A 20,544-nucleotide genomic window follows, 5' to 3' on the forward strand; every position below is an offset into this window, starting at 1 on the left:
TGAAAAGTGGACCAGTAGCGACGGAACTGGGTCACGATTCAGGCGTCGCCGACACGCGGGGATGGTCCCGCGGCCGGCGCCGCCCCCTGGTGGGGTGCCGCCTGCTCCCCGCGCCCGCGGGGATGGTCCCGGCGCGCTGCGCCAGTACGCCCAGGGTGGCGTCTGCTCCCCGCACCGGCGGGGATGGTCCCGGGCCGTTACCCTCCGGGCCGACGATCAGCGCCTGCTCCCCGCACCCGCGGGGATGGTCCCGGGAATTGGATGGTGCGCGCCGTCGCCCACGACTGCTCCCCGCGCCCGCGGGGATGATCCCGCGTGGGTGTAATGATCGAAGAGACCGAGCATCTGCTCCCCGCACCCGCGGGGATGGTCCCTCGTACGGGGTCAGGGCCTGCGTGACCGTGGTCTGCTCCCCGCACCGGCGGGGATGGTCCCGCGACGGAGACCGTCCGCGTGGCCGACGCCTACTGCTCCCAGCACCCGCGGGGATGATCCCGGCTGCTGCCTGCGGGGCGGTCCCTGTCCCAGCTGCTCCCCGCACCCGCGGGGATGGTCCCGGCGCGTTCGTCTCTGCAGCGTCCTCGGCCAACTGCTCCCCGCCCCTGCGGAGATGGTCCCCGGCGCGAATTCGTCGACGCCACCCGGCTGCCCTGCTCCCTCGGGGACGGTCCCTGGGAGCGAAGTTCACGGGGCTTGAGCTATTTCTGCTCCCCGCACTCGCGGTACGGTTCCCAAGGACCGTCATAGGGCCCAATTGGCACCGACCGCTCCCCGCGCCCGCGGGGGATGATCCCACCGTGCAGACGGCTTACGACAAGCGTTTCGACTGCTCCCGGCGACCGCGGCGATGGTCGCACGAGTGCTTCGTCTTCCAGCAGCCCGTAGACCTGCTCCCCGCACCCGCGGGGTTGGTCCCGACGTCGGCCGGTTCCTGGGCACGGTGTTCAACTGCTCCCCGCACCGACGGGGATGATCCTGCGGGGATGTGGTTCGGGATGGCGCTGGATCTCTGCTCCCCGCACCCGCGGGGATGGCCCCAAGCGCGGGTAACTCGGCAGGCCGCCGGGTCACTGTTCCCCGCGCTCGCGGGGATGGTCCCCGCTCAACGTGGATCGCCATGGAGGGTGCCAACTACTCCGCGCGCCCGCGGAGATGGTGGGTGGGATCGCCGCCCTTTGCGCAGTGCCTGCTCCCCCGCGTCCGCGGGGTTGGCCCTTACTCTTGCGCCATTGCAACTCGGCATTGCGCTGCTCCCCGCGCTCGCGGGGATGGTCCCTCGACAAGGTCGCTGAGGATGCCCTTGATCTTCTGCTCCCCACACCCGCGGGGATGGTCCCAGCAGCTCCTCCAGGGCGTCGAACACGGTCGACTGCTCCCCGCACCCGCGGGGATGGTCCCCCCGCCTTCAGCACGTCCGCGGTCTTACGCCCGTGCTCCCCGCACCCGCCGGGATGGTCCCGGGTGGTCGATCGGGTCGAACTCCACCGTGGCCTGCTCCCCGCGCCCGCGGGGATGGTCCCAGGGCTTTGGCCGTCTGGACGACGGCGTCGGCCTGCTCCCAGCGCCAGTAGGGATGGCCCTCACCCGGAGGCCGAACTCTGGATCGCCGACCTCTGCTCCCCGCATCCGCGAGAATTGTCCCTTGGCGGGGTCACCCACGATCGGCACCACGTCCTGCTCCCCGCACCCGCGGGGATGGTCCCAGGGCTATGCCGTCGACGATGGGCTTGCCCGTCTGCTCCCCGCACCCGCGAGGATGATCCCACCGTGCAGACGGCGTACGACAAGCGTTTCGACTGCTCCCGGTGACCGCGGGGATGGTCCCGTGGCGGGCACGGCGAGCGCGGTGTAGCGCACCTGCTCCCCGCACCCGCGGGGATGGTCCCGCGAACGACATCTCGTCCATGTCGCCGCGCTCGTGCTCCCCGCACCCGCGGGGGTGGTCCCTGGGCGGACCCCGTTTACATCGTGCTCGACGAGTGCTCCGCGCCCACGGGGATGGTCCCCAGGAGATCGGCACCCCGGACATGGTGGCCTCGTGCTCCCCGCACACGCGGGGATGTTCCCGACGACACGACGACTTCGTGCCCAAGGGACTGGTACTCCCCGCACCGGCGAGGATGGTCCCAACCTCGGCGTACTCGAAAAGAAGCAGGAGCACTGCTCCCCGTGCCCCCGGGGATGGTCCCGGCCGCGTACGCAGTCACCTCACCCCCGACGGCTGCTCCCCGCGCCAGCGGGGATGGTCCCGAGGTCCTCGGTGCGATGGCCACGATGACCGCGTGCTTCCCGCACTCGCGGGGATGGCCCCTCGATCGCCGCGAATCGATCGCCGCGAACGTGATCTCGAGGAACGACTGCTCCCCGCACTCGCGGCAATGGCCCCACGCAGGTCAGCGCGGGGGAACCGGCCCGGAACTGCTCCCCGCACCCGCGGGGATGGCCTCCAGCCGATCATTACGGCGCGGCCTTGAGGGTTGCGCTCCCCGCGCCCGCGGGGATGGGTCCTCGGCCAACGCGGTCGCGCCGGCGCTCACGGTCTGCTCCCCGCGCCCGCGGGGATGGTCCCGGAAAGGCCGAGCAGAGCATGGCTGCACAGCCCTGCTCCTCGCGCCCGCGGGGATGGTCCCAGCTGGTACCAGCCCATGCCGATCTGGAACTTCTGCTCCCCGCGCCCGCGGGGATATGGGCCCCGCAGTCACCCCGCGCCGCGAAGGAGCCGAAGCTACTCAATCGCCCCAGGGGGATGGTCCCTCGGCGAGGTAGACGCCAGAGTGGTGGGCGAGTTACTCCCCGCGCCTGCGGGGTTGGTCCCCGGGTGTTCCCATCCGTGTTGGCCTCATTGGGGTGCTCCCCGCACCCGCGGGGATGGTCCCGTCGCGCGCGGCGAATCCTTCTCCGCCCGCAAGTGCTCCTCGCACACGCGAGGATGGTCCCACGTAGTGGAGCACTGCCCAGATTCCGAGGATGTGCTCCCCGCGCCTGCGGGGATGGTCCCAACCTCGACGTGCTGGAGAAGAAGCAGGAGCAGTGCTCCCCGCACCCGTGGGGGACGGTCCCACCGACCGCAACTACCGGTCCCAGCGCGGCATGTGCTCCCCGCGCCCGCGAGGATGGTCCCCGGATCGGTGTGGTTATGGACGCGCCGTATCGGTGCTCCCCGCACCCGCGGGGATGCTCCCAGCCCGCGAGAGGTCGCCGCGCGGCTCGCCGCGTGCTCCCCGCACCCGCGGGGGGGGTCCCAGCAGTGCACGGGCGTCCGGACCGCCGTACACCTGCTCCCCGCACCCGCGGGGATGGCCCCCTGCGCGCCACCTTCGGGGCGTCCCTGTCCATCTGCTCCCCGCACCCGCGGGGATGGCCCCTCGCGGCCGTCGCCGGTCTCGATGCCCTCCACCCGCTCCCCGCACCCACGGGGATGGTCCCTCCACGATCTCGGTGGTCATGGCTCTCCGTTCCTGCTCCCCGCACCCGCGGGGATGGTCCCGCGGCCGGATCCGGCGCGGGCATCGTCACCGTCTGCTCCCCGCACCCGCGGGGATGGTCCCCCGGGCGCATCCCTCGTCGACGAACTGCTCGGCTGCTCCCCGCACCCGCGGGGATGGTCCCGTGTCGGCCGCCGCGGTGCCGGTGTCGGCCGGCTGCTCCCCGCACCCGCGGGGATGGTCCCGTGTCGGCCGCCGCGGTGCCGGTGTCGGCCGGCTGCTCCCCGCACCCGCGGGGATGGTCCCTGCTGCCACGGGTCGAGGGTCAGTCCGGCACGCTGCTCCCCGCACCCGCGGGGATGGTCCCCGCTCAACGTGGATCGCCATGGAGGGTGCCAACTGCTCCGGGCGCCCGCGGAGATGGTTGGTCGGTTCGCCGCCCTTTGCGCAGTGCCTGCTCCCCGCGTCCGCGGGGTTGGCCCTTACTCTTGCGCCATTGCAACTCGGCATTGCGCTGTTCCCCGCCCGCGGGGATGGCCCCGAGCCCCGTCCGGTACGTAGTTCAGAGTGTGGCTGCTCCCCGCACCCGCAGCGATGGTCCCACCGGCCGTTCCTCGATGCCCTGATGACTGTCGTGCTCCCCACACCCGTGGGGATGGCCCCTTCATGGCCGGCGTGCTGGCGTTCCTCGTCATGTGCTCCCCGCAACCGCGGGGATGGTCCCGGCTCATGCGTTGAAATCGCCGAACCCGCGCCGGGCTCCCGGCATCCGCTGGGATGGTCCCACCGACCTGCGGTTTCAGGCCTACTTCCTGCACTGCTCCCCGCGCCTGAGGGGGTGGTCCCGAGTCCGAGATCGCGCGCCGCATTGGCGTCGCCTGCTCCCCGCACGCGCGGGGATGGTCCCCTCGCCATGCAGGCCCGCCTCTACGGCCGCCACTGCTCCCCGTACCCGCAGGGATTGCCCCCCCCCGCAACGCGCGGGGCTATCGGCCATGCTCTGCCGAGACTTCTGTCGAGCTCGTGGACCGCACCGAGTTGAGTGAAGCTGAGTTACTGGCGAGAACATCAAGGACACGCCAGGGCTCCTTCTCCGGCACGGTGCCCTGCTGCACCATGCGGTCGATCACTGCCCGTATGGCGACCGCCGTTTCCACTGGGATCACCCGTACTCCGAACACCGTCTCCAGAGGTGCCGTGCCATTACGGCTTGGCTCACCGGAGGCCGCATCGAACCAGCCATCGGCGAGCTGATCCAAATGCCGTTCGAACACAGCGAGGATCACTCCGAGCGCCGTCGCACTGTTGCCGATCTTGTACGCGGCCCGCGAGGTCTCCAGCGCATCAAGCACCGGCTCGTACTGCTCCAGCCCAGCCACCCACCGCTGGTCCGCCGCCGCCGTCGACCTAGCCGCGTCGAACGCGGCCTCCGCCTGCTCCAGTTCATCGGGCAGGAACATGAACTGCACGCTGGCGAAGTCGAGGTTCGCTTCGCCCAGGGAAGCGACATCGACCTTCTCCAGCAGATCCAGGGTCTTGTCGTCCAGGCCTGTGTACTGGCGCCACTCCACTGACTCCAACTCGTCGTACAGCTCCTTGAGGATCGCCGGATCGTCCTGGCCCGCGATGGCGTTGTGCGAGAGCTGGAGCGCGATCTGCCGCTGGCGAGGCAGCGGCTCGTCGATCTGCATCCACCAGATCTGCTCCAGGCCGGCCTCGATCGCAGCGAGCGTCCGGTGATTGCCCGACAGCACCACCAGCCGCCCCGACGCGGTGTCGTTCCACACCAGCGGCGTCGAGGTCAGGCAGCCGTCGCGCTCGATGTTCACCACGAGCTGCCGGAACTGCTCATGCGGCAGGAACCTCGCGTTGACGTCGAGCAGAGTCAGCGTGCGCGGGTCCCCCTGCACCATCTGCGGCGGGGCGAGGCGGTTGGTGTCCTCCATAGTCAGACTCCCGTCTTCGTCGTCGGGGCGCCCCACCGCTTCGCCCATATCTCCAGGACTTCGGCCAACGTGTGCTGGCCCATGGCTCCCTGGTACTGGAGCTGGAACTTCCAGCCCTCCTCGTTCGACGGGCTGCGCTTATTCAGCCGCAGCAGCCCGCGGTACTTCATCGACACCGGGTTGTTGCTGAACGCCGTCGTCGCCACCCGCCGGATCCGCCGCGAGAACGCCCGCTGACACAGCAACTGCGCCTCCGCACTCGTGGCCGCCAGCACGATCAGCTTCGACAACCGCGGGTAGTCGGTCGGCGCGACAGCGAAGTCCGAGAGCAGGTACGCCTCGTCCGGCGTGAACGTGCTGGGCGCCATGGCGAACACGCCGAGGAGCCTCCCGCCGCCGTCCCGGACCGCGACCGCCAAGTTGGCGGCGCCGGGCGCGATTCTCGGGTTGAGGTACCGGGAGCGCAGGGCATTGAACTGGCCGGGCTTGAGCAGCGACAGGGTGAGCGGGCCCACCAGTTCGTCGCCCTCCCGCAGGCGAGGAGCCTTCACCGGTTCGATCGGCTGGCGCGGGGCGACGATCCGGGTCCGTGCTTCGCTGGCATACACGTAGAAGGGAGCGGCACGCGGCGTCGCCTTGATCACCCCGCGCAAGTACGGGTGCAGCTCGGGCACGTCGTGGTTAGAGGCCGTCAGCCAGTACGGCCGGTCCGTGATCGCGCCGAGCACACCGACCACATCCGCGTCCGACAACGGCTCATACTCCGGTGCGTCCCAGGTGAAGTGGGCTTCCAGCGGCTCATACAGCTTCTCGTACCCGCCGCCGTAGAAGGGAGGAAAGCTGCACACTGGAGCCTCGCGGGGCACCCTCTGCAGCCAGGACCGCACGTCCCCCACTTCGTAGGAGGCGAGTTCGATGTCTGAGCCAGACAGCCGCTCAACCGTCTCCGCGTGCTTGGCCTTCCACTGGTCCCGGTAGGAGCGCACTACCCGTTCGTGCCACAGGCCGTCGCGGCCGACGCTGGCGAGGAACCGGGTGCCGAGCATGAGTGTGGCGACGGTTCCGACGCCGTCGTCCAAGGAGTCCGCGAGCCATGCGAGTTCACCTCGGCTCTCCTCGCGGAGCCGGATGCCGACCGGCTGCCGGGTGAGCCACCGGCCGACCGCGCTCGTGTAGATCGAGACGTCCGAGGAGTGCAGCTCGAAGCCCATGCCGGCCAGGGAGCGTTCGATGGTGAAGTTGCCGCAGCACGGCACGTACACCGGGCCGCGCGGCCAACTACCCGCGGTTTCCCGCACGATGGAGCGCATGGGGCCGGGGATTGTGCCCTGGAACATCTCGCCTCCTGCACGAACGACAACGCCCGGACCGGCGGGGTGCCGGGCCGGGCGCTGCGCTGAGATCCAACACGAGGAGCATGCAGCCCCTTGAAATAATGTCACCTATCTTGCCGGAAAGGTTCACCCTTGCCAGTCACTGGGTTCGGGTTGGGGTGGCCGGGCGCTCGCTCCAGCACGAGATGGCGTTCTCACACCCCGACACCCGGTCGTGCGACCAGGCGGCCCGTTTACAACAGCCTCCCCTGCTCGTAGGGGCCAGCGACCGTTCCCAGTTCGCGCACCTCGTCTCCGGTGACGTCCTTCCACCAGGTGGCGAAGATCCGCCGGTGGCACCATTGCTGGGGGTCGGAGAGGTCCTCGAAGCAGAGCAGGACCAGCCGGTGGTCCTGCTCTGCGTTCACGATCTCCCGGAGCCGCTCGGCGATCCTTGCCGGGCCGAGCTGGTCGAGGTCGGCCCGGTATGCCGCGGTGAACTCGGGCAGCGGCTTGCTGAAATACCGCTTTTGCGGTGCGAGTTCACGGACCGAATGGGTGAGGGTGTAGGGGAGTTTGAATCGTGGGGCCCCGAGGGTGATGCGGACGGGCACTCCTTGCGCCGGCTGGAATTGCTGGTACCGGTTCGTGAAGAGGGTGAGCAAGCTGCTTCCTTTCGTGGGTTGCACATCATGCGTCAACGCCCGGAATTCTCCGGGCGTTGATTGCTGAAGGAGTTGAGGGAACCGATATCCAGCCCCTCAGCCCTCCTTACTTGCCGGCCGGGGCGGCGGTCTTCTTGGCCGCCGGGGTGGCGGGCTCAGCCTGCTTCTGGGCGGGGGCCTTGCGGGCAGGGGGCTTGGCCGCTGCCGCGGTCTTGGACCGAGGAGTTGCGGGCTTCGGCGCCGCCTTCTTGGCCGCGCCCTCGGGCTTGGCTCCGCTTTCGGGCTTGGCCGTCTTCTGCTGTGCGGCCTCCTGCTGTACCTCGGTCGCCGCCTTGTTGAACTCGGCCGCCATGGCCCGCTGGACGCCCTGGGCCTTGCTCAGCAGGTTCCGCACCTGCTGCACCTGGCTGTAGATCTTGCCGACGACGCGCACGTAGCGGTCGAGGTCGGTGCCGAGGATGACGGCCAGGTCCTCAGGCTTCTTCGCGCCCAATTCCTCAAAGAGGGGAATCAGAATGTCCTCGGCCTTACCCAAGCCGTCCTTGGCCTTCGCCCTGGCCTTCTTCCGCTGCTCCTGCACCTCCTCGCTGGGCGGCTCCTCGTTGGTGAGGGAGGTCTGCTTCTCCATCATCTTCAGCCCGTTGGCGAAGTGCTGGGCCTCGGCCTCACTGTCGAAGTCGCCGCGCACGTACCGCATGGCCGCCACCATTTGATTGGCCGGGCTGAGCTGGGCGATGTGCCAGGCCAGGTTGTTCTTGATCTGGCCCTCGTCGACCATCTTGGCGACCTCGGGGCGCAGGGTGAGCAGGCCGAGGCGCCAGGTGATGTGGGTCTCCGTCTTGCCGAACTGCTTGGCAATCTTGGCTGGGGTCCAGCCGGCCGCCTTGAGGTCGGCGTACGCACCGGCCTCCTCCATGATCGTCATGTCCTCGCGGTTAACGTTCTCAGCGATGCTGAGGACGTACGCCTTCTCCTCGCCAGCGTCCTTGATGACCTTGGCCGGGATGGTCTCCAGGCCGGCCTCCTTGCAGGACCGCCACCGCCGCTCGCCCGCGATCAGCACGTAGGGAGCCTCGGCGCTCTCGGTCGGGCGGACGACGACCGGCTGCAGGAGGCCGTTCTCCTTGATGCTGCCGGCCAGCTCCTTCAGCTTCGCCTCGTCGAAGAACTTGCGGGGCTGGTCGGGGTTGGGGACGATCTCCGAGATCTTGAGGTTGACGAACATTTCCCACGCCTTTCCGAATTCGAAGGAAAGCCGCCCTTTTTGGCTTCCCCTTTTTCCTTGCACTTATATCTTAATCGCATACACCCCTAAAGCAAGTGGGTAATTCTTTTTGATTCGAGGAATTCAATTCGGAATTCGCGAACTTGATTTCCCCGAGCGGGAGCCCGTGCGAGCAGCCGCACCAAAAGGCGTCACCCGGCGCGGCGCCAGAAAACGGAGCGAGCCCGCCGCGGCCTTGCGACCGCGACGGGCTCCGCTCCCATCCGCACACCCCGATGGCCGCGCCGATGCGGCCGCTCCTCGCGGGCGGGGCGCGGGGGGTCGGCCACCCGCGAGGAGCAGGGAAGGACGCCACTCGCGCGACGCCGCCGATACAGGGTTCCTGCGACTGCTGGGCCCGTTCGGCACGCCTGAACATACATGAACACTTCAACAATGTCATCTATCTCTGGAGGTAGGTGAACCAGCAGGAAGTTCGAGGGTGTCACTCGTCACGCAACTCGCCGTCCAGATCCTGACGGCCGATCGCCGCTTGAGCCTCCAGCACCCTGCGCGCTTCCGTCACCGCCTTCGCACTCACCCCGCCCCGCAGCACCTGTGGCGGCCTCTTGGCCAACTCGGCGATCCGCCGCTCGTCCAGCTCGGACATGAAATTCCTCCCGTAAACGGCGAACACGCCGCCATGACCCCGCGATCGGGCCTTCCCGCGCGGCCGTGAGCGGCGGGCGGCGAGGAGTGGATGGGGCGCCCACCCCGCCCACCTCACTCCTTCACGGAAACCATCCAGCAAACCGCATAACCCATCCGACCTGCGATGTACTGTAAATGTCAAGCGGTTACTATGCGTTGAGCATATGCCGGAGAGGGGAGCGGGGACATGGCAGACACCTCGGGTTCGCACGAACTCATGAGCCTGAGCGCGAAGTTGATGGCCTTGTTCCGTCTGCGCCGCGACCCGGACGGGTTCATCCCCAGCGCCCACGACGTTGCAAAGGCGACGTCAAAGCCCCGGCCCGGCAAACCAGTTGTGTCCCACGGGCAGGTCAACAGCCTTCTGAACGGCTCTAGTTGCAACCCCCGGTCCTCCACCGTCACCGCACTCTCCCTGGCGCTCGACGCCCCGGCCGCTTTCCTGCTGCCGGGAACCGAATGGGACGACCTCACCGCGCTGACCGTCTACCGGCAGCGACCTGAGGCGCGTGAAGTACTGCGCTTAATGCAGGACCTCGAAGTGCAGGACATCGTTGAAATCATGTCGATGCTCAGGAAGATGCGCCGGGATGCAGGACTGTCCGAAGACGTCCCGGCGCTCCCCCCTCCACCTCCTGGTGTCGACCAACCTCGCGAGGGCCGGCCACGCCGCCGCCTGAGCCTGAACGAAGCCGCTGAGAGGGCAGCGGCCGACCTGGAAGGACGCTGAACCCTTGGACACCCCCCTCTTCAGCGCGAGCGCCCTGCTCATCGCACTCGCCACGGCCACCTACCTCACCTACGCTCCCCACCCCCCACACGGGGAGCCGGACCCCGCAGCCCTCCGCGCGCGCGTCGTGCTGTGTGCGAGTGCCTTCGCCAGTGCCTTCCTGCTGGTTCCCCCCGTCGCCGAAGCCGTGGACGAGGTGACCGGCCACGGCGGTGCGGGCGCTCTCCTATGGGCTCTGACCAGCGGACTGACCATTCTCAGCATGCAACTTGTGACGGTGAGCTGGTGGCTGCCCACCATCGGCGTGCGCAGAGCCGTTGTGGCCCACATCATCTTCTTCTGCTGCGTCATGGCCGTGCTGGTCTGGGAGTTCCAGTACATCCGCGCCTCATCCGCCCAGCTGTTCTCCGCACCCCAGGGCGACGGCATGGAGGCCGCCTTCGTGCTGACGCACCTCGGCTTCCTGGACGTCATGGCCATCGCTGTCAGCCTGCAATACATCCTCCTGGCCTACGCCGCCTGGCGGCGCAGACCCGTCGCAGCTGCCGGCCTCGCCGTCACTGCCGTGGGATCCGTGCTGGGTCTGGCCTACTCCGGCACCCGCACAGGCATCACCATCGCCCACCTCGCGGGATGGACATGGCCGTCCATCGTGGAAACGCACATCGTGCCCATCACCGGCGCCCTGGCGGCGCTCTTCGTCACCGTGGGAATCACGCTGCCCACGGTCGCGAAGCGGGTTCTGCCGCCGCGCGTCAGATCGGCAACGGACAGGGGCGTGAAGGACAGAGCCGTCAGGCGGATTGCTCTTCCGTAGAAGGCGCCGAGTCCCACGTCCGCCACTTCAAGGTCACCCGGTCGTCGTCCACGGTGCGCGAGCCCCTGGACGCGGCCGGGTACACAAGCACCTGCTCCAGCATCAGGGCCACCACACCCTGCTTCGCCACCAGCGGGGCGTGCTTCCACCAGCGCACCAGATCCGGCACGACCCCCACTGGCACGTGCTTGACCCGCTCCAGGACCCGCGCCCGCGCCCGGAGCGCGTTGCCCTGCGCCGCCAGCTCCTTGTCGGCCGCCTTGAACGCGCTCAGCGACAAACCTGAGGAGCGGGCGTAGTCCTCGCCCAGCTGCGTCTGCCGACGTTTGACGTCATCCGCCTTCTCACGCAGCTCTACCGCCTCGGCCAGCAGCTGGTCGCGTGCCTGCTCGATCAGCGCGCTGACCTCCGGCTTGGCCAGCTCAGCCAGCACATGCTCGGCGACGTACTCCTCCAGCAGGTCCGCTTTGATCCGTACCCGCCCGCAGCCGCCGGGATGCTGCCTGGTGCTGGGCTTGCAGCGGTAGCCGCGGCTGCCCGCGTTGGAGGGAGAGGCACCAAGAGGGTGCGCGCACAATCCGCACGAAGAGTTCTCGCCGCTGAGCAGGTACTCCTGCTGCGGCGCCCGGCTCGCCTCTGATTGGTATTTGGGCCGCATCTGGCGGATCGTCCGGAATTGAGCGGGCGGGATCAGCTCCGGGCCCCCGGAGGGCAGCAGGTTGCCCTCCTCGTCCTCGTAGAGCCCGGCGATGGACGGGTTGTCCAGGACATTGGCCAGGCCGACCGGATTCCACTCATTGCCCAGGGTCGTGCGGTGCCCCTCCGCGTTCAGCCAAGTCGTGATCGCCTCGTAGGGCTGGCCAGCCTCCCGCCGGTTCGCAGCCTCCTGCAGCGACGGCACTTCGTCGCCCTTCGGCCTTCTGCATGCCGCATCCGCGAACCCGTACAACCTCGGCACAGAATCTCCCCAGCCTTCTCCGACCCCGATGCACCTCGCATGCTAACGAAGATAGGTCACTTTGTTGCAAAGGGCATACCTATACCAGCAAGCCGACGCGCGCACCCGAGCCCCGAGACACCGGCTACGCCTGGGTGCTCTCAACGCCGAGGAGCTTCCACAGCTCCGCCGTCGGCACCCGGGTCTTCCCGCCCAGCGCAAGCGTCCGGACCGGGAAAGTCCCGTTGCGGATCAACTCGTACGCCTTGTCCCGGCCGATCCCGAGGGCACGGCTGGCCGTCACCACGTTGACCGTGGCCGGAAGAGACAGCAGCTCCTCCAGGCCCATCGCCCCGGCAGAAACCTGCCCGCCCGCTTCCTGAGCAGTCATGTCGTTGGTCGCAATCTCCCCCGCGCCAACGTGCAGGCGACTTTACCTCAGTGTCCGACAACCCCGGCAAGATCAAAAAAGAGCACGCAAGACACGTACACACACGCACAACAACGACTGGTTGCGGGCCAGTCGACAGCAGGGGGTCGGATGTTCGAGCCGAGCTACTACCGGCGATGCCAGTGCAAGGGGCCACTCAAAGACAAGGACGGCAAGCCCAAACTCAACCCAGACGGCTCCCCCAAGATCGGATCCATCGGCACCACCTGCCCAAAACTCGGGCCGAAGCACGGCACATGGGCCTTCTACTTCGAACTCGAACCCGACGAGAACGGCGACCGGCAGCGCGTACGCCGCGGAGGCTTCGCCAAGAAGGACGACGCCAAGGCGAAAGCGAAGGAACTCTACGACGCCGCCATGGCCGGCACCGATGTGCTCTCCGACGAGACGTGCGGCACCTTCTTCCTGCGCTGGATCAAAGCGAAGAAGTCCCTTGCCCGCACAACCCGCCACGGCTACGAGGAGCACATCAACAACTACCTCCTCCCCTACCTCGGACACATCAAGCGCCGCGACCTCAAGGTCCGCCACCTCGACCGCATGTACGACGCGATCGAGAAGGACAACGCCGAGCGGATCCTGCACCGCCTGCGAGTCCAGGAACTTCAGCAGGCCCGCGACGAGGCCCACCGGGCCTGGGCCAGAACCGCCGGCTACGCCAAGAGGGAAGAGCGGCGCGACAAGCGCAAGGCCTACCTCGAAGCCAACAAAGCCCTGCGCGAGGGCCGTAAGGGCCTGCGCAAGGTCACCTCCCCCGCGACCATGCACCGCATCAACGACACGCTGTCCTCAGCCCTCTCCTGGGGCATCAAGAGCGAGCAGGCCTTCGCCAAGAACTGGGCACAGCTCGTAGAGCTCCCCCCGGTCACCCGGCCCAAGCCCCTGGTCTGGACGCCCGAGCGCATCGAGCACTGGAAGCGCACCGGCGACAAGCCCGGCCCGGTCATGGTCTGGACGCCAGAACTGACCGGCCAGTTCCTCGACTTCGTCAAGAACGACTGGCTCTACGAGCTCTGGCACACGTTCATCTTCGTCGGCCCCCGCCGCGGCGAGATGGCCGCGCTGCCCTGGACGGAGGTCAGCACCGATGCGCTCTGGATGCGGATCTCCCAGCAGATCGTGGAAGTCGCCTACCAGCTGTACGGCGAAACACCGAAGGCCGACAGCGTCCGCACCGTCACCCTGAGCCTGGAGTCCGGCGAGAACCTCGCCGCCTTCCGCGCCAAGCAGCAACGCATGCGCCGCGAGTGGCACGACGCCTACGTCGAATCAGGCCGCGTGTGGACGCACGAGAACGGCGAGGCACTCCACCCCGACTGGATATCCCGACGCTTCACCCGCCTCGTCGAGCTGTCCGGCCTGCCCCCGGTCCGCCTCCACGACCTGCGCCACCTCGCCGCCACCCTGTCCCTGCTCGCCGGCAACGACATCAAGGTCGTCCAGGAGAAACTCGGCCACTCCTCACGCCAGATCACCTCCGACACCTACACCAGCGTGCTGCCCGAAATGATGCGCGCCGAGGCCGAGTCCGTCATGGCCGTCGTTCCCCGCGACATCCCCTTCGACGTTCGCACCCCTCTGCTGGTCCCCGAGACGGCCTGGCAGGACGGCCTTGCCACCCTCTTCGCACACGGCGCACGCCAGTCGGGCAACACCTGGGCCGTCGGAGCACGGACCCGGCCGGACTCCGACCTCCTCGGCATGGTCACGCTCACCGGCCGCGGCCAGGACGACGCCGCCAACGCGGCCGTGCGGTGGATACGCGATCACTGCGTCGCGAACGGCCTCGAGCTGATCCGAGTCGAGAACTTCAACGACCGCTACCCGCCGGAGCAGCAGGCGGACTTCTCGCTCACACGCTTCACGGTCGGCCGCCCCGACTCCCCCGACGCGGAGGGCTGGGCCCTGCCGACGGGCCTGCCGACGGGCCTGCCGACGGAAGGCACACGGGTCGGCCGCCGGTCGCGCAAGAGAGCTCAGAAGGCCGCCTGATGGCCACCTCGTCCACTGATCCTGCTCCGCGTCCACTGTGCGTCCACTGGATCTTGATCTGAACGTATGAACGGGGGTCACCACCCTGGAGTGGCGACCCCCGCTCGTACGTTTGTGCAGGTAGAAACGGTTCTGCCCGCGTAGCGACTGGTGGGGCGGGTGGGACTCGAACCCACGGCCGACGGATTATGAGTCCGCTGCTCTAACCGGCTGAGCTACCGCCCCATAGCGGCGTGTCGCGCACATTTGTGCGCGCCGTCTGCCGCAGCATAGCCGCTCATACGATCTCCTGCTTCGGATGGTCGACTTCGCACGCCCATGGAGACTGCACCGCCGCCTGCGCGGTTCCCGCCCACATGAAAAAGGACCCCAAGGGGGTCCTCTTCTTGTGCTCCCCCGACTGGACTCGAACCAGTAACCTGCCGGTTAACAGCCGGCTGCTCTGCCAATTGAGCTACGGAGGACCGAGCTCCCCCGACTGGACTCGAACCAGTAACCTGCCGGTTAACAGCCGGCTGCTCTGCCAATTGAGCTACGGAGGAATGCCTCGTTGCATCGAACGTACCTACCTGGGTATTCGCCAGGGGGCGGGCGCTCGCTGCGACACATACATTAGCGCAAGCAGGGGGGTGCTCCGCCAATCGGTACTCCCCAGGGACGGAAGGGTGGCTCCGCCATGCGCTACAAGCTCACGTTCGTCGTCGGACTGGCTCTGGGTTACGTCCTGGGCACACGTGCCGGTCGCGAGCGCTACGAGCAGCTGAAGAAGTCCGCACGTCAGGTCGCGGAGAACCCGGCCGTCCGCAACACCGCGGAGTCGGCCGCCCAGCAGAGCCGCGAGTTCGCCGGCAAGGCGTACCACGTGGTGAGCGACAAGGTCGGCGACCACGTTCCCGCCTCGGTGGCCCAGCGGGTCCGCTCCCTGCGGGAGCGCAACACCAACGGCGCAGCACAGGACGACTGGGGCACCAGCAACACGTGACAGCTCACCTGCCACGACGCGCCCGCACACGGCGAAGCGCACACACCCCTGCGGCGCAGGGCCCATAGAATTTTCGCCATGGGGATAGTCGCCGGGTTGGACAGTGCGCCCGATTTCACTCGCATCGTCGTCTGCGACACGGACACGGGCACCGTGCTGAGGCAGGGCTATGCCCCGCATCCGGTGGACGGCGACCGGCCCGCCGACGTCGACCCGCAGGCCTGGCTGCTGTCCCTCGGCGAAGCGGCCGGCGGCGGGCTCCTCGAGGGCGTGCAGGCCATCGGCGTGTCGGCGCAGCAGAACGCGGTCGTGCCGCTGGACGCGCAGGGCGGCACGGTCCGCCCCGCGATGGTCGGCGGCGACAAGCGCGCGCAGGTCGCGGCGGCCGATCTGATCGACGCCCTCGGCGGGCGTGAAGCCTGGGCGCAGGCGGTGGGCTGTGTGCCGCAGGCCGCGCAGCCGGTGACGAAGCTGCGGTGGCTCGCGAAGAACGAACCCGATGCCGCCCTGCGCACCGCGATGTTGATGCAGGCGCACGACTGGCTGGTGTGGCAGTTGCTGGGGAGGCCGGTCAGACGGACCACCGACCGGGGCGGCGCCTCCGGCACCGGGTACTGGTCGGCGGCGACCGGCAGCTACCGTTCCGATCTCGTCGAGCTGGCGCTCGGCCACCAGGCGATGCTGCCGGAGGTGATCGGACCGGCGGACGCCGCGGGTACGACCCCCGAGGGGCTGCTGATCTCCGCCGGGACCGGGGAGACCATGTCCGCCGCCTTCGGGCTTGGCATCGGGCTCGGTGACGCGGTGGTGTCGCTCGGCGCCTCCGGGTCCGTCATGGCCGTACACCCCGAGGCCCTCGTCGACAGCACCGGGATGATCACGTCCCTCGCGGACGCGACCGGCATGCATCTGCCGGTCGTCACCACGCTGAACGCCGTACGGACCCTGCGCGGGACCGCCGAACTGCTCGGGCTGCCCGATCTGGAGAGCCTGTCCGAGCTGGCGATGAAGTCGACCCCGGGCGCCCACGGGCTCGTACTCCTGCCGTATCTGGAGGGTGAGCGGACGCCGAACCTGCCGCACACGGCGGGGTCGATCGCGGGGCTGCGGCGGGAGTCGATGAAGGCCGAGCATCTGGCGCGGGCGGCGTTCGAGGGCATGCTGTGCGGGCTCGCGGACGCGCTGGACGTGCTGCGCGGCCGGGGTGTCGAGGTGCGGCGGATCTTCCTCCTGGGGGCCGCCGCCGAACTGCCCGCCGTGCAGGCGGCGGCGCCCATGCTCTTCGGGGCGCAGGTCGTGGTGCCGCGGCCCGCGGACTACGCGGCGATCGGTGCCGCCCGGCAGGCCGCCTGGGCGCTCGGCGTCTCGCAGGGCACGCTCGATCCGCGCAACCCTCCCATCTGGCAGGGCGCGACCGGACAGGTGCTGGAGCCCGGCGACGAGCTGGCGGTGGGACAGGCGGTCAGGCAGCAGTTCGTCTCCGTCCGGGAGCAGACGCACCCCGGCGCTTTCCGCCCATAAGGCGGTAAGGAGCACTGCTGTCGGCTTAATCGGTTGAGGTAACACGGGTGGAGTGCCCGACGATAGGAGCCTGGGGCATCAAGCCCGCCCCGCCGCCGACTCCGAGAGACGTAGCGTGCTCATACGACTTCTGCGGTCCTACCTCAGGCCCTACAAGAAACCCATCATCCTGCTGGTGCTGCTGCAGTTCCTGCAGACCTGCGCCACCCTCTACCTGCCCACGCTGAACGCGCACATCATCGACAACGGTGTCGTGAAGGGTGACACCGGCTACATCCTCTCCTTCGGCGCCCTGATGATCGGCATCTCGCTGGCGCAGGTCGTCTGCAACATCGGCGCCGTGTACTACGGCGCCAAGACCGCCTCCGCGGTCGGCCGGGACATCCGGGGGGCGGTGTTCGACCGGGTGCAGTCCTTCTCGGCGCGGGAGGTCGGGCAGTTCGGGGCGCCCTCGCTGATCACCCGTACGACCAACGACGTACAACAGGTCCAGATGCTGGCCCTGATGACGTTCACGCTGATGGCGTCGGCGCCGATCATGTGCGTGGGCGGGATCGTGCTGGCACTCGGCCTGGACGTGCCGCTGTCCGGGGTGCTGGTCGCCGTGGTGCCGACGCTGGGCATCTGCGTGACGCTGATCGTACGGCGGCTGCGGCCGCTGTTCCGGTCCATGCAGGTGCGGCTCGACACGGTGAACCGGGTGCTGCGGGAGCAGATCACCGGCAACCGTGTGATCCGGGCGTTCGTACGGGACGACTACGAGAAGGATCGTTTCCGTAAGGCGAACACCGACCTCACCGAGATGCAGCTGGCCACCGGCAACATGCTCGCGCTGATGTTCCCGATCGTGATGACGGTGGTGAACCTGTCGTCGATCGCGGTGGTGTGGTTCGGCGCCCATCGCATCGACAGCGGGGGGATGGCGATCGGTGACCTGACCGCGTTCCTCGCCTATCTGATGCAGATCGTGATGTCCGTGATGATGGCCACCTTCATGTTCATGATGGTGCCGCGCGCGGAGGTCTGCGCCGAGCGGATCGAGGAGGTCCTGGGGACCTCGTCGAGCGTGGTGCCGCCCGTCGCGCCGGTCACGGAGCTGCGCCGGCACGGGCATCTGGAGATCCGGGGCGCCGGGTTCCGCTATCCGGGCGCCGAGGAGCCCGTGCTCAAGGGCATCGACATGGTGGCGCGACCCGGTGAGGTGACCGCCGTCATCGGCTCGACCGGCAGCGGCAAGTCCACGCTGCTCGGGCTGGTACCCCGCCTGTTCGACGCGACGGACGGGGAGGTCCTCGTCGACGGGACGGACGTGACGACCATCGAACCGAAGCTGCTGGCGAAGACGGTCGGGTTGGTGCCGCAGAAGCCGTACCTGTTCGCGGGGACGGTGGCGACCAATCTGCGCTACGGCAATCCGGACGCCACGGACGAGGAGCTGTGGCACGCGCTGGAGGTGGCACAGGCCAAGGAGTTCGTCGAGCGGCTGGAGAACGGCCTCGACTCCCCCATCGCACAGGGCGGCACCAACGTCTCCGGTGGTCAGCGGCAGCGCCTCGCGATCGCACGGACGCTGGTGCAGCGCCCCGAGATCTACCTCTTCGACGACTCCTTCTCGGCCCTCGACTACGCGACCGACGCGGCGCTGCGGGCCGCGCTCGCGCAGGAGACCGCGGAGGCGACCGTCGTGATCGTCGCCCAGCGGGTGGCGACCATCCGGGACGCGGACCGGATCGTCGTACTCGACGAAGGACGCGTCGTCGGGACCGGCAAACATCACGAGCTGATGGCGGACAACGAGACCTACCGGGAGATCGTGCTCTCCCAGCTGACGGAAGCGGAGGCTGCCTGATGGCCGGGCCCATGGCGCGGATGATGGGTCAGGGCGGAGGCCCCGACAGCCGTTCGATGGACTTCAAGGTGTCGGGCAAACGCCTGATCTCCCAGTTCAAGCCGGAGCGGCTGACCATCTACGTACTGCTGCTCTGCGTGGTCGTGAGCGTCGGTCTGAACGTGATCGGGCCGAAGATCCTCGGCAAGGCCACCGACCTGGTCTTCGCCGGCATCATCGGGCGGCAGATGCCGGCCGGGGCCACGAAGGACGAGGTCCTCGCTTCCATGCGGGAGCGAGGGCAGGGCCAGGTCGCCGACATGCTCCGCGGCACCGACTTCACTCCGGGCAAGGGCATCGACTTCGGCGCGGTGGGTGACGTACTGCTGCTCGCGCTGGGCACGTTCTTCGTCGCCGGTCTGCTGATGGCGGTGGCGACACGGCTGGTGAACCGGGCCGTGAACCGGACCATGTACCGGCTGCGCGAGGACGTGCAGGCGAAGCTGTCGCGGCTGCCGCTGTCGTACTTCGACAAGCGGCAGCGCGGTGAGGTGCTGTCCCGGGCGACCAACGACATCGACAACATCGGGCAGACGCTGCAGCAGTCGATGGGCCAGCTCATCAACTCGCTGCTGACGATCATCGGTGTGCTGGCGGTGATGTTCTGGGTGTCATGGCTGCTCGCGCTGGTGGCGCTCGCCACCGTGCCGCTGTCGTTCGTGGTCGCCACGCGCGTCGGCAAGCGGTCGCAGCCGCACTTCGTTCAGCAGTGGCGCACCACCGGCAAGCTGAACGCCCACATCGAGGAGATGTACACCGGCCACACCCTGGTGAAGGTGTTCGGGCGGCAGGAGGAGTCGGCGAAGCAGTTCGCCGAGCAGAACGACGCGCTGTACGAGGCCGGGTTCAAGGCGCAGTTCAACAGCGGGGTCATGCAGCCGCTGATGATGTTCGTGTCGAACCTCAACTATGTGCTGGTGGCGGTGGTCGGCGGCCTTCGGGTCGCGTCCGGCGCGCTGTCGATCGGTGATGTGCAGGCCTTCATCCAGTACTCGCGGCAGTTCTCGATGCCGCTGACGCAGGTCGCGTCGATGGCGAACCTGGTGCAGTCGGGTGTCGCCTCGGCCGAGCGGATCTTCGAACTCCTGGACGCGGAGGAGCAGGAGGCGGATCCGGTGCGGGGCGAGCGGCCCGAGGAGCTCAGGGGACGGGTGGAGCTGGAGAGCATCTCCTTCCGCTACGACCCCGAGAAGCCACTGATCGAGAACCTGTCCCTGAAGGCGGAACCCGGACACACGGTCGCGATCGTCGGCCCGACGGGAGCGGGCAAGACCACACTGGTCAACCTGCTCATGCGGTTCTACGAGGTCTCCGGCGGGCGGATCACCCTCGACGGCGTCGACATCGCGACGATGTCCCGGGACGAACTGCGGGCCGGGATCGGCATGGTGCTGCAGGACACCTGGCTGTTCGGCGGCACGATCGCGGAGAACATCGCGTACGGCGCCTCGCGGGACGTCACGCGCGGCGAGATCGAGGAGGCGGCGCGGGCGGCCCACGCGGACCGGTTCATCCGGACGCTTCCCGACGGGTACGACACCGTGATCGACGACGAGGGCACGGGCGTCAGCGCCGGTGAGAAGCAGCTCATCACCATCGCTCGGGCGTTCCTGTCCGACCCGACGATCCTGGTGCTGGACGAGGCGACCTCTTCGGTGGACACCCGGACCGAGGTGCTGATCCAGAAGGCGATGGCGAAGCTGGCGCACGGGCGTACGTCGTTCGTGATCGCGCACCGGTTGTCGACCATCCGGGACGCGGACACGATCCTGGTGATGGAGAACGGGTCGATCGTGGAACAGGGCGCGCATGCGGAGCTGCTGGCCGCGGACGGGGCGTATGCGCGGTTGTACAAGGCGCAGTTCGCGCAGGCGGTGGCCGAGGTGGACTGAGCGGGCCGCCCCACGTCGGGGCTGAGGCCGGGTGGGTGCGCTTGCCCGCGCTCGCGGGGTGCCGCTCTCT

14 protein-coding genes and 3 tRNA genes are annotated in these 20,544 nt (G+C 68.5%); 7 read left to right on the forward strand and 10 right to left on the reverse strand.

The annotated features are described in order from the left end of the window. Positions 1-4,411: 4,411 nt before the first annotated feature. The 5 genes from ACWDAG_RS07850 to ACWDAG_RS07870 all read right to left on the reverse strand — a co-directional run bounded on the left by ACWDAG_RS07850 (position 4,412) and on the right by ACWDAG_RS07870 (position 9,223). Entirely contained in the window at positions 4,412-5,371 is a 960-nt protein-coding gene (locus tag ACWDAG_RS07850; RefSeq protein WP_450694713.1) for a ParB/Srx family N-terminal domain-containing protein, read from the reverse strand. 2 nt (positions 5,372-5,373) lie between these two features. After that, complete coding sequence (locus ACWDAG_RS07855) at positions 5,374-6,708, reverse strand: putative antirestriction adenine methyltransferase (RefSeq protein ID WP_450694714.1); 1,335 nt, start codon at positions 6,706-6,708, stop codon at positions 5,374-5,376. A 230-nt stretch (positions 6,709-6,938) separates the two neighbouring features. Further along, positions 6,939-7,349 carry a hypothetical protein gene (locus tag ACWDAG_RS07860; RefSeq protein WP_450694715.1) on the reverse strand — a complete coding sequence of 137 codons (411 nt, stop codon included), beginning with the start codon at positions 7,347-7,349 and terminating at the stop codon, positions 6,939-6,941. Between the two features lie 106 nt (positions 7,350-7,455). Beyond that, positions 7,456-8,574 (reverse strand): ParB/RepB/Spo0J family partition protein, encoded by a 1,119-nt coding sequence (locus ACWDAG_RS07865; RefSeq protein ID WP_450694716.1) that lies wholly within the window; start codon positions 8,572-8,574, stop codon positions 7,456-7,458. 484 nt (positions 8,575-9,058) lie between these two features. After that, on the reverse strand, positions 9,059-9,223 hold the full coding sequence (locus tag ACWDAG_RS07870) for a hypothetical protein (RefSeq protein WP_450694717.1): 165 nt from the start codon (positions 9,221-9,223) through the stop codon (positions 9,059-9,061). Between the two features lie 228 nt (positions 9,224-9,451). Between ACWDAG_RS07870 and ACWDAG_RS07875 the strand changes: the two genes are divergently transcribed. Further along, a complete protein-coding gene (locus ACWDAG_RS07875) occupies positions 9,452-9,994 on the forward strand; it encodes a hypothetical protein (protein WP_450694718.1) in 543 nt (180 codons plus the stop codon). A 4-nt stretch (positions 9,995-9,998) separates the two neighbouring features. Next, positions 9,999-10,811 carry a hypothetical protein gene (locus tag ACWDAG_RS07880; protein WP_450694719.1) on the forward strand — a complete coding sequence of 271 codons (813 nt, stop codon included), beginning with the start codon at positions 9,999-10,001 and terminating at the stop codon, positions 10,809-10,811. On the opposite strand, the gene ACWDAG_RS07885 is transcribed toward ACWDAG_RS07880, so the two are convergent. Together ACWDAG_RS07885 and ACWDAG_RS07890 are read right to left on the reverse strand one after the other, a co-directional pair. Beyond that, positions 10,789-11,712 (reverse strand): recombinase zinc beta ribbon domain-containing protein, encoded by a 924-nt coding sequence (locus ACWDAG_RS07885; RefSeq protein ID WP_369258923.1) that lies wholly within the window; start codon positions 11,710-11,712, stop codon positions 10,789-10,791. The genes ACWDAG_RS07880 and ACWDAG_RS07885 overlap by 23 nt on opposite strands. Positions 11,713-11,893: 181 nt before the next feature. Continuing rightward, positions 11,894-12,139, reverse strand: coding sequence for a DNA-binding protein (locus tag ACWDAG_RS07890; protein ID WP_369258925.1), 246 nt, complete (start codon positions 12,137-12,139; stop codon positions 11,894-11,896). A 150-nt stretch (positions 12,140-12,289) separates the two neighbouring features. Here ACWDAG_RS07890 and ACWDAG_RS07895 point away from each other — a divergent pair, with 150 nt between their 5' ends. Next, a complete protein-coding gene (locus ACWDAG_RS07895; protein ID WP_450694720.1) occupies positions 12,290-14,191 on the forward strand; it encodes a tyrosine-type recombinase/integrase in 1,902 nt (633 codons plus the stop codon). Between the two features lie 148 nt (positions 14,192-14,339). Here ACWDAG_RS07895 and ACWDAG_RS07900 read toward each other — a convergent pair. The 3 genes from ACWDAG_RS07900 to ACWDAG_RS07910 form a co-directional block, all read right to left on the reverse strand. Then, a tRNA-Ile gene (locus tag ACWDAG_RS07900) sits at positions 14,340-14,416 on the reverse strand. A gap of 166 nt (positions 14,417-14,582) precedes the next feature. After that, positions 14,583-14,655 (reverse strand) — tRNA-Asn (locus tag ACWDAG_RS07905). Between the two features lie 5 nt (positions 14,656-14,660). Further along, positions 14,661-14,733 (reverse strand) — tRNA-Asn (locus tag ACWDAG_RS07910). Positions 14,734-14,867: 134 nt separating this feature from the next. Here ACWDAG_RS07910 and ACWDAG_RS07915 point away from each other — a divergent pair. The 4 genes from ACWDAG_RS07915 (at position 14,868) to ACWDAG_RS07930 (ending at position 20,474) form a co-directional block, all read left to right on the forward strand. Beyond that, a complete protein-coding gene (locus ACWDAG_RS07915; protein ID WP_450694721.1) occupies positions 14,868-15,173 on the forward strand; it encodes a YtxH domain-containing protein in 306 nt (101 codons plus the stop codon). A 78-nt stretch (positions 15,174-15,251) separates the two neighbouring features. Next, on the forward strand, positions 15,252-16,694 hold the full coding sequence (locus tag ACWDAG_RS07920; RefSeq protein ID WP_450694722.1) for an FGGY family carbohydrate kinase: 1,443 nt from the start codon (positions 15,252-15,254) through the stop codon (positions 16,692-16,694). Between the two features lie 115 nt (positions 16,695-16,809). Then, positions 16,810-18,543: an ABC transporter ATP-binding protein gene (locus tag ACWDAG_RS07925; protein WP_450694723.1), complete on the forward strand. Its 1,734-nt coding sequence runs from the start codon at positions 16,810-16,812 to the stop codon at positions 18,541-18,543. Next, positions 18,543-20,474, forward strand: a complete 1,932-nt coding sequence (locus ACWDAG_RS07930; protein ID WP_450694724.1) for an ABC transporter ATP-binding protein — start codon at positions 18,543-18,545, stop codon at positions 20,472-20,474. The genes ACWDAG_RS07925 and ACWDAG_RS07930 overlap by 1 nt, the downstream gene beginning before the upstream one ends. Positions 20,475-20,544: the final 70 nt, after the last annotated feature.

This window comes from Streptomyces sp. NPDC001157, from assembly GCF_053598255.1.

Excerpts from the sequence above, each read along its gene's own strand:
- ACWDAG_RS07850 (WP_450694713.1), bottom strand. The coding sequence starts at position 5,371 with ATGGAGGACACCAACCGCCTCGCCCCGCCGCAGATGGTGCAGGGGGAC.
- ACWDAG_RS07915 (WP_450694721.1), top strand. The coding sequence starts at position 14,868 with ATGCGCTACAAGCTCACGTTCGTCGTCGGACTGGCTCTGGGTTACGTC.
- ACWDAG_RS07855 (WP_450694714.1), bottom strand. The coding sequence starts at position 6,708 with ATGTTCCAGGGCACAATCCCCGGCCCCATGCGCTCCATCGTGCGGGAA.
- ACWDAG_RS07875 (WP_450694718.1), top strand. The coding sequence starts at position 9,452 with ATGGCAGACACCTCGGGTTCGCACGAACTCATGAGCCTGAGCGCGAAG.
- ACWDAG_RS07890 (WP_369258925.1), bottom strand. The coding sequence starts at position 12,139 with ATGACTGCTCAGGAAGCGGGCGGGCAGGTTTCTGCCGGGGCGATGGGC.
- ACWDAG_RS07930 (WP_450694724.1), top strand. The coding sequence starts at position 18,543 with ATGGCCGGGCCCATGGCGCGGATGATGGGTCAGGGCGGAGGCCCCGAC.
- ACWDAG_RS07895 (WP_450694720.1), top strand. The coding sequence starts at position 12,290 with ATGTTCGAGCCGAGCTACTACCGGCGATGCCAGTGCAAGGGGCCACTC.
- ACWDAG_RS07870 (WP_450694717.1), bottom strand. The coding sequence starts at position 9,223 with ATGTCCGAGCTGGACGAGCGGCGGATCGCCGAGTTGGCCAAGAGGCCG.
- ACWDAG_RS07920 (WP_450694722.1), top strand. The coding sequence starts at position 15,252 with ATGGGGATAGTCGCCGGGTTGGACAGTGCGCCCGATTTCACTCGCATC.
- ACWDAG_RS07865 (WP_450694716.1), bottom strand. The coding sequence starts at position 8,574 with ATGTTCGTCAACCTCAAGATCTCGGAGATCGTCCCCAACCCCGACCAG.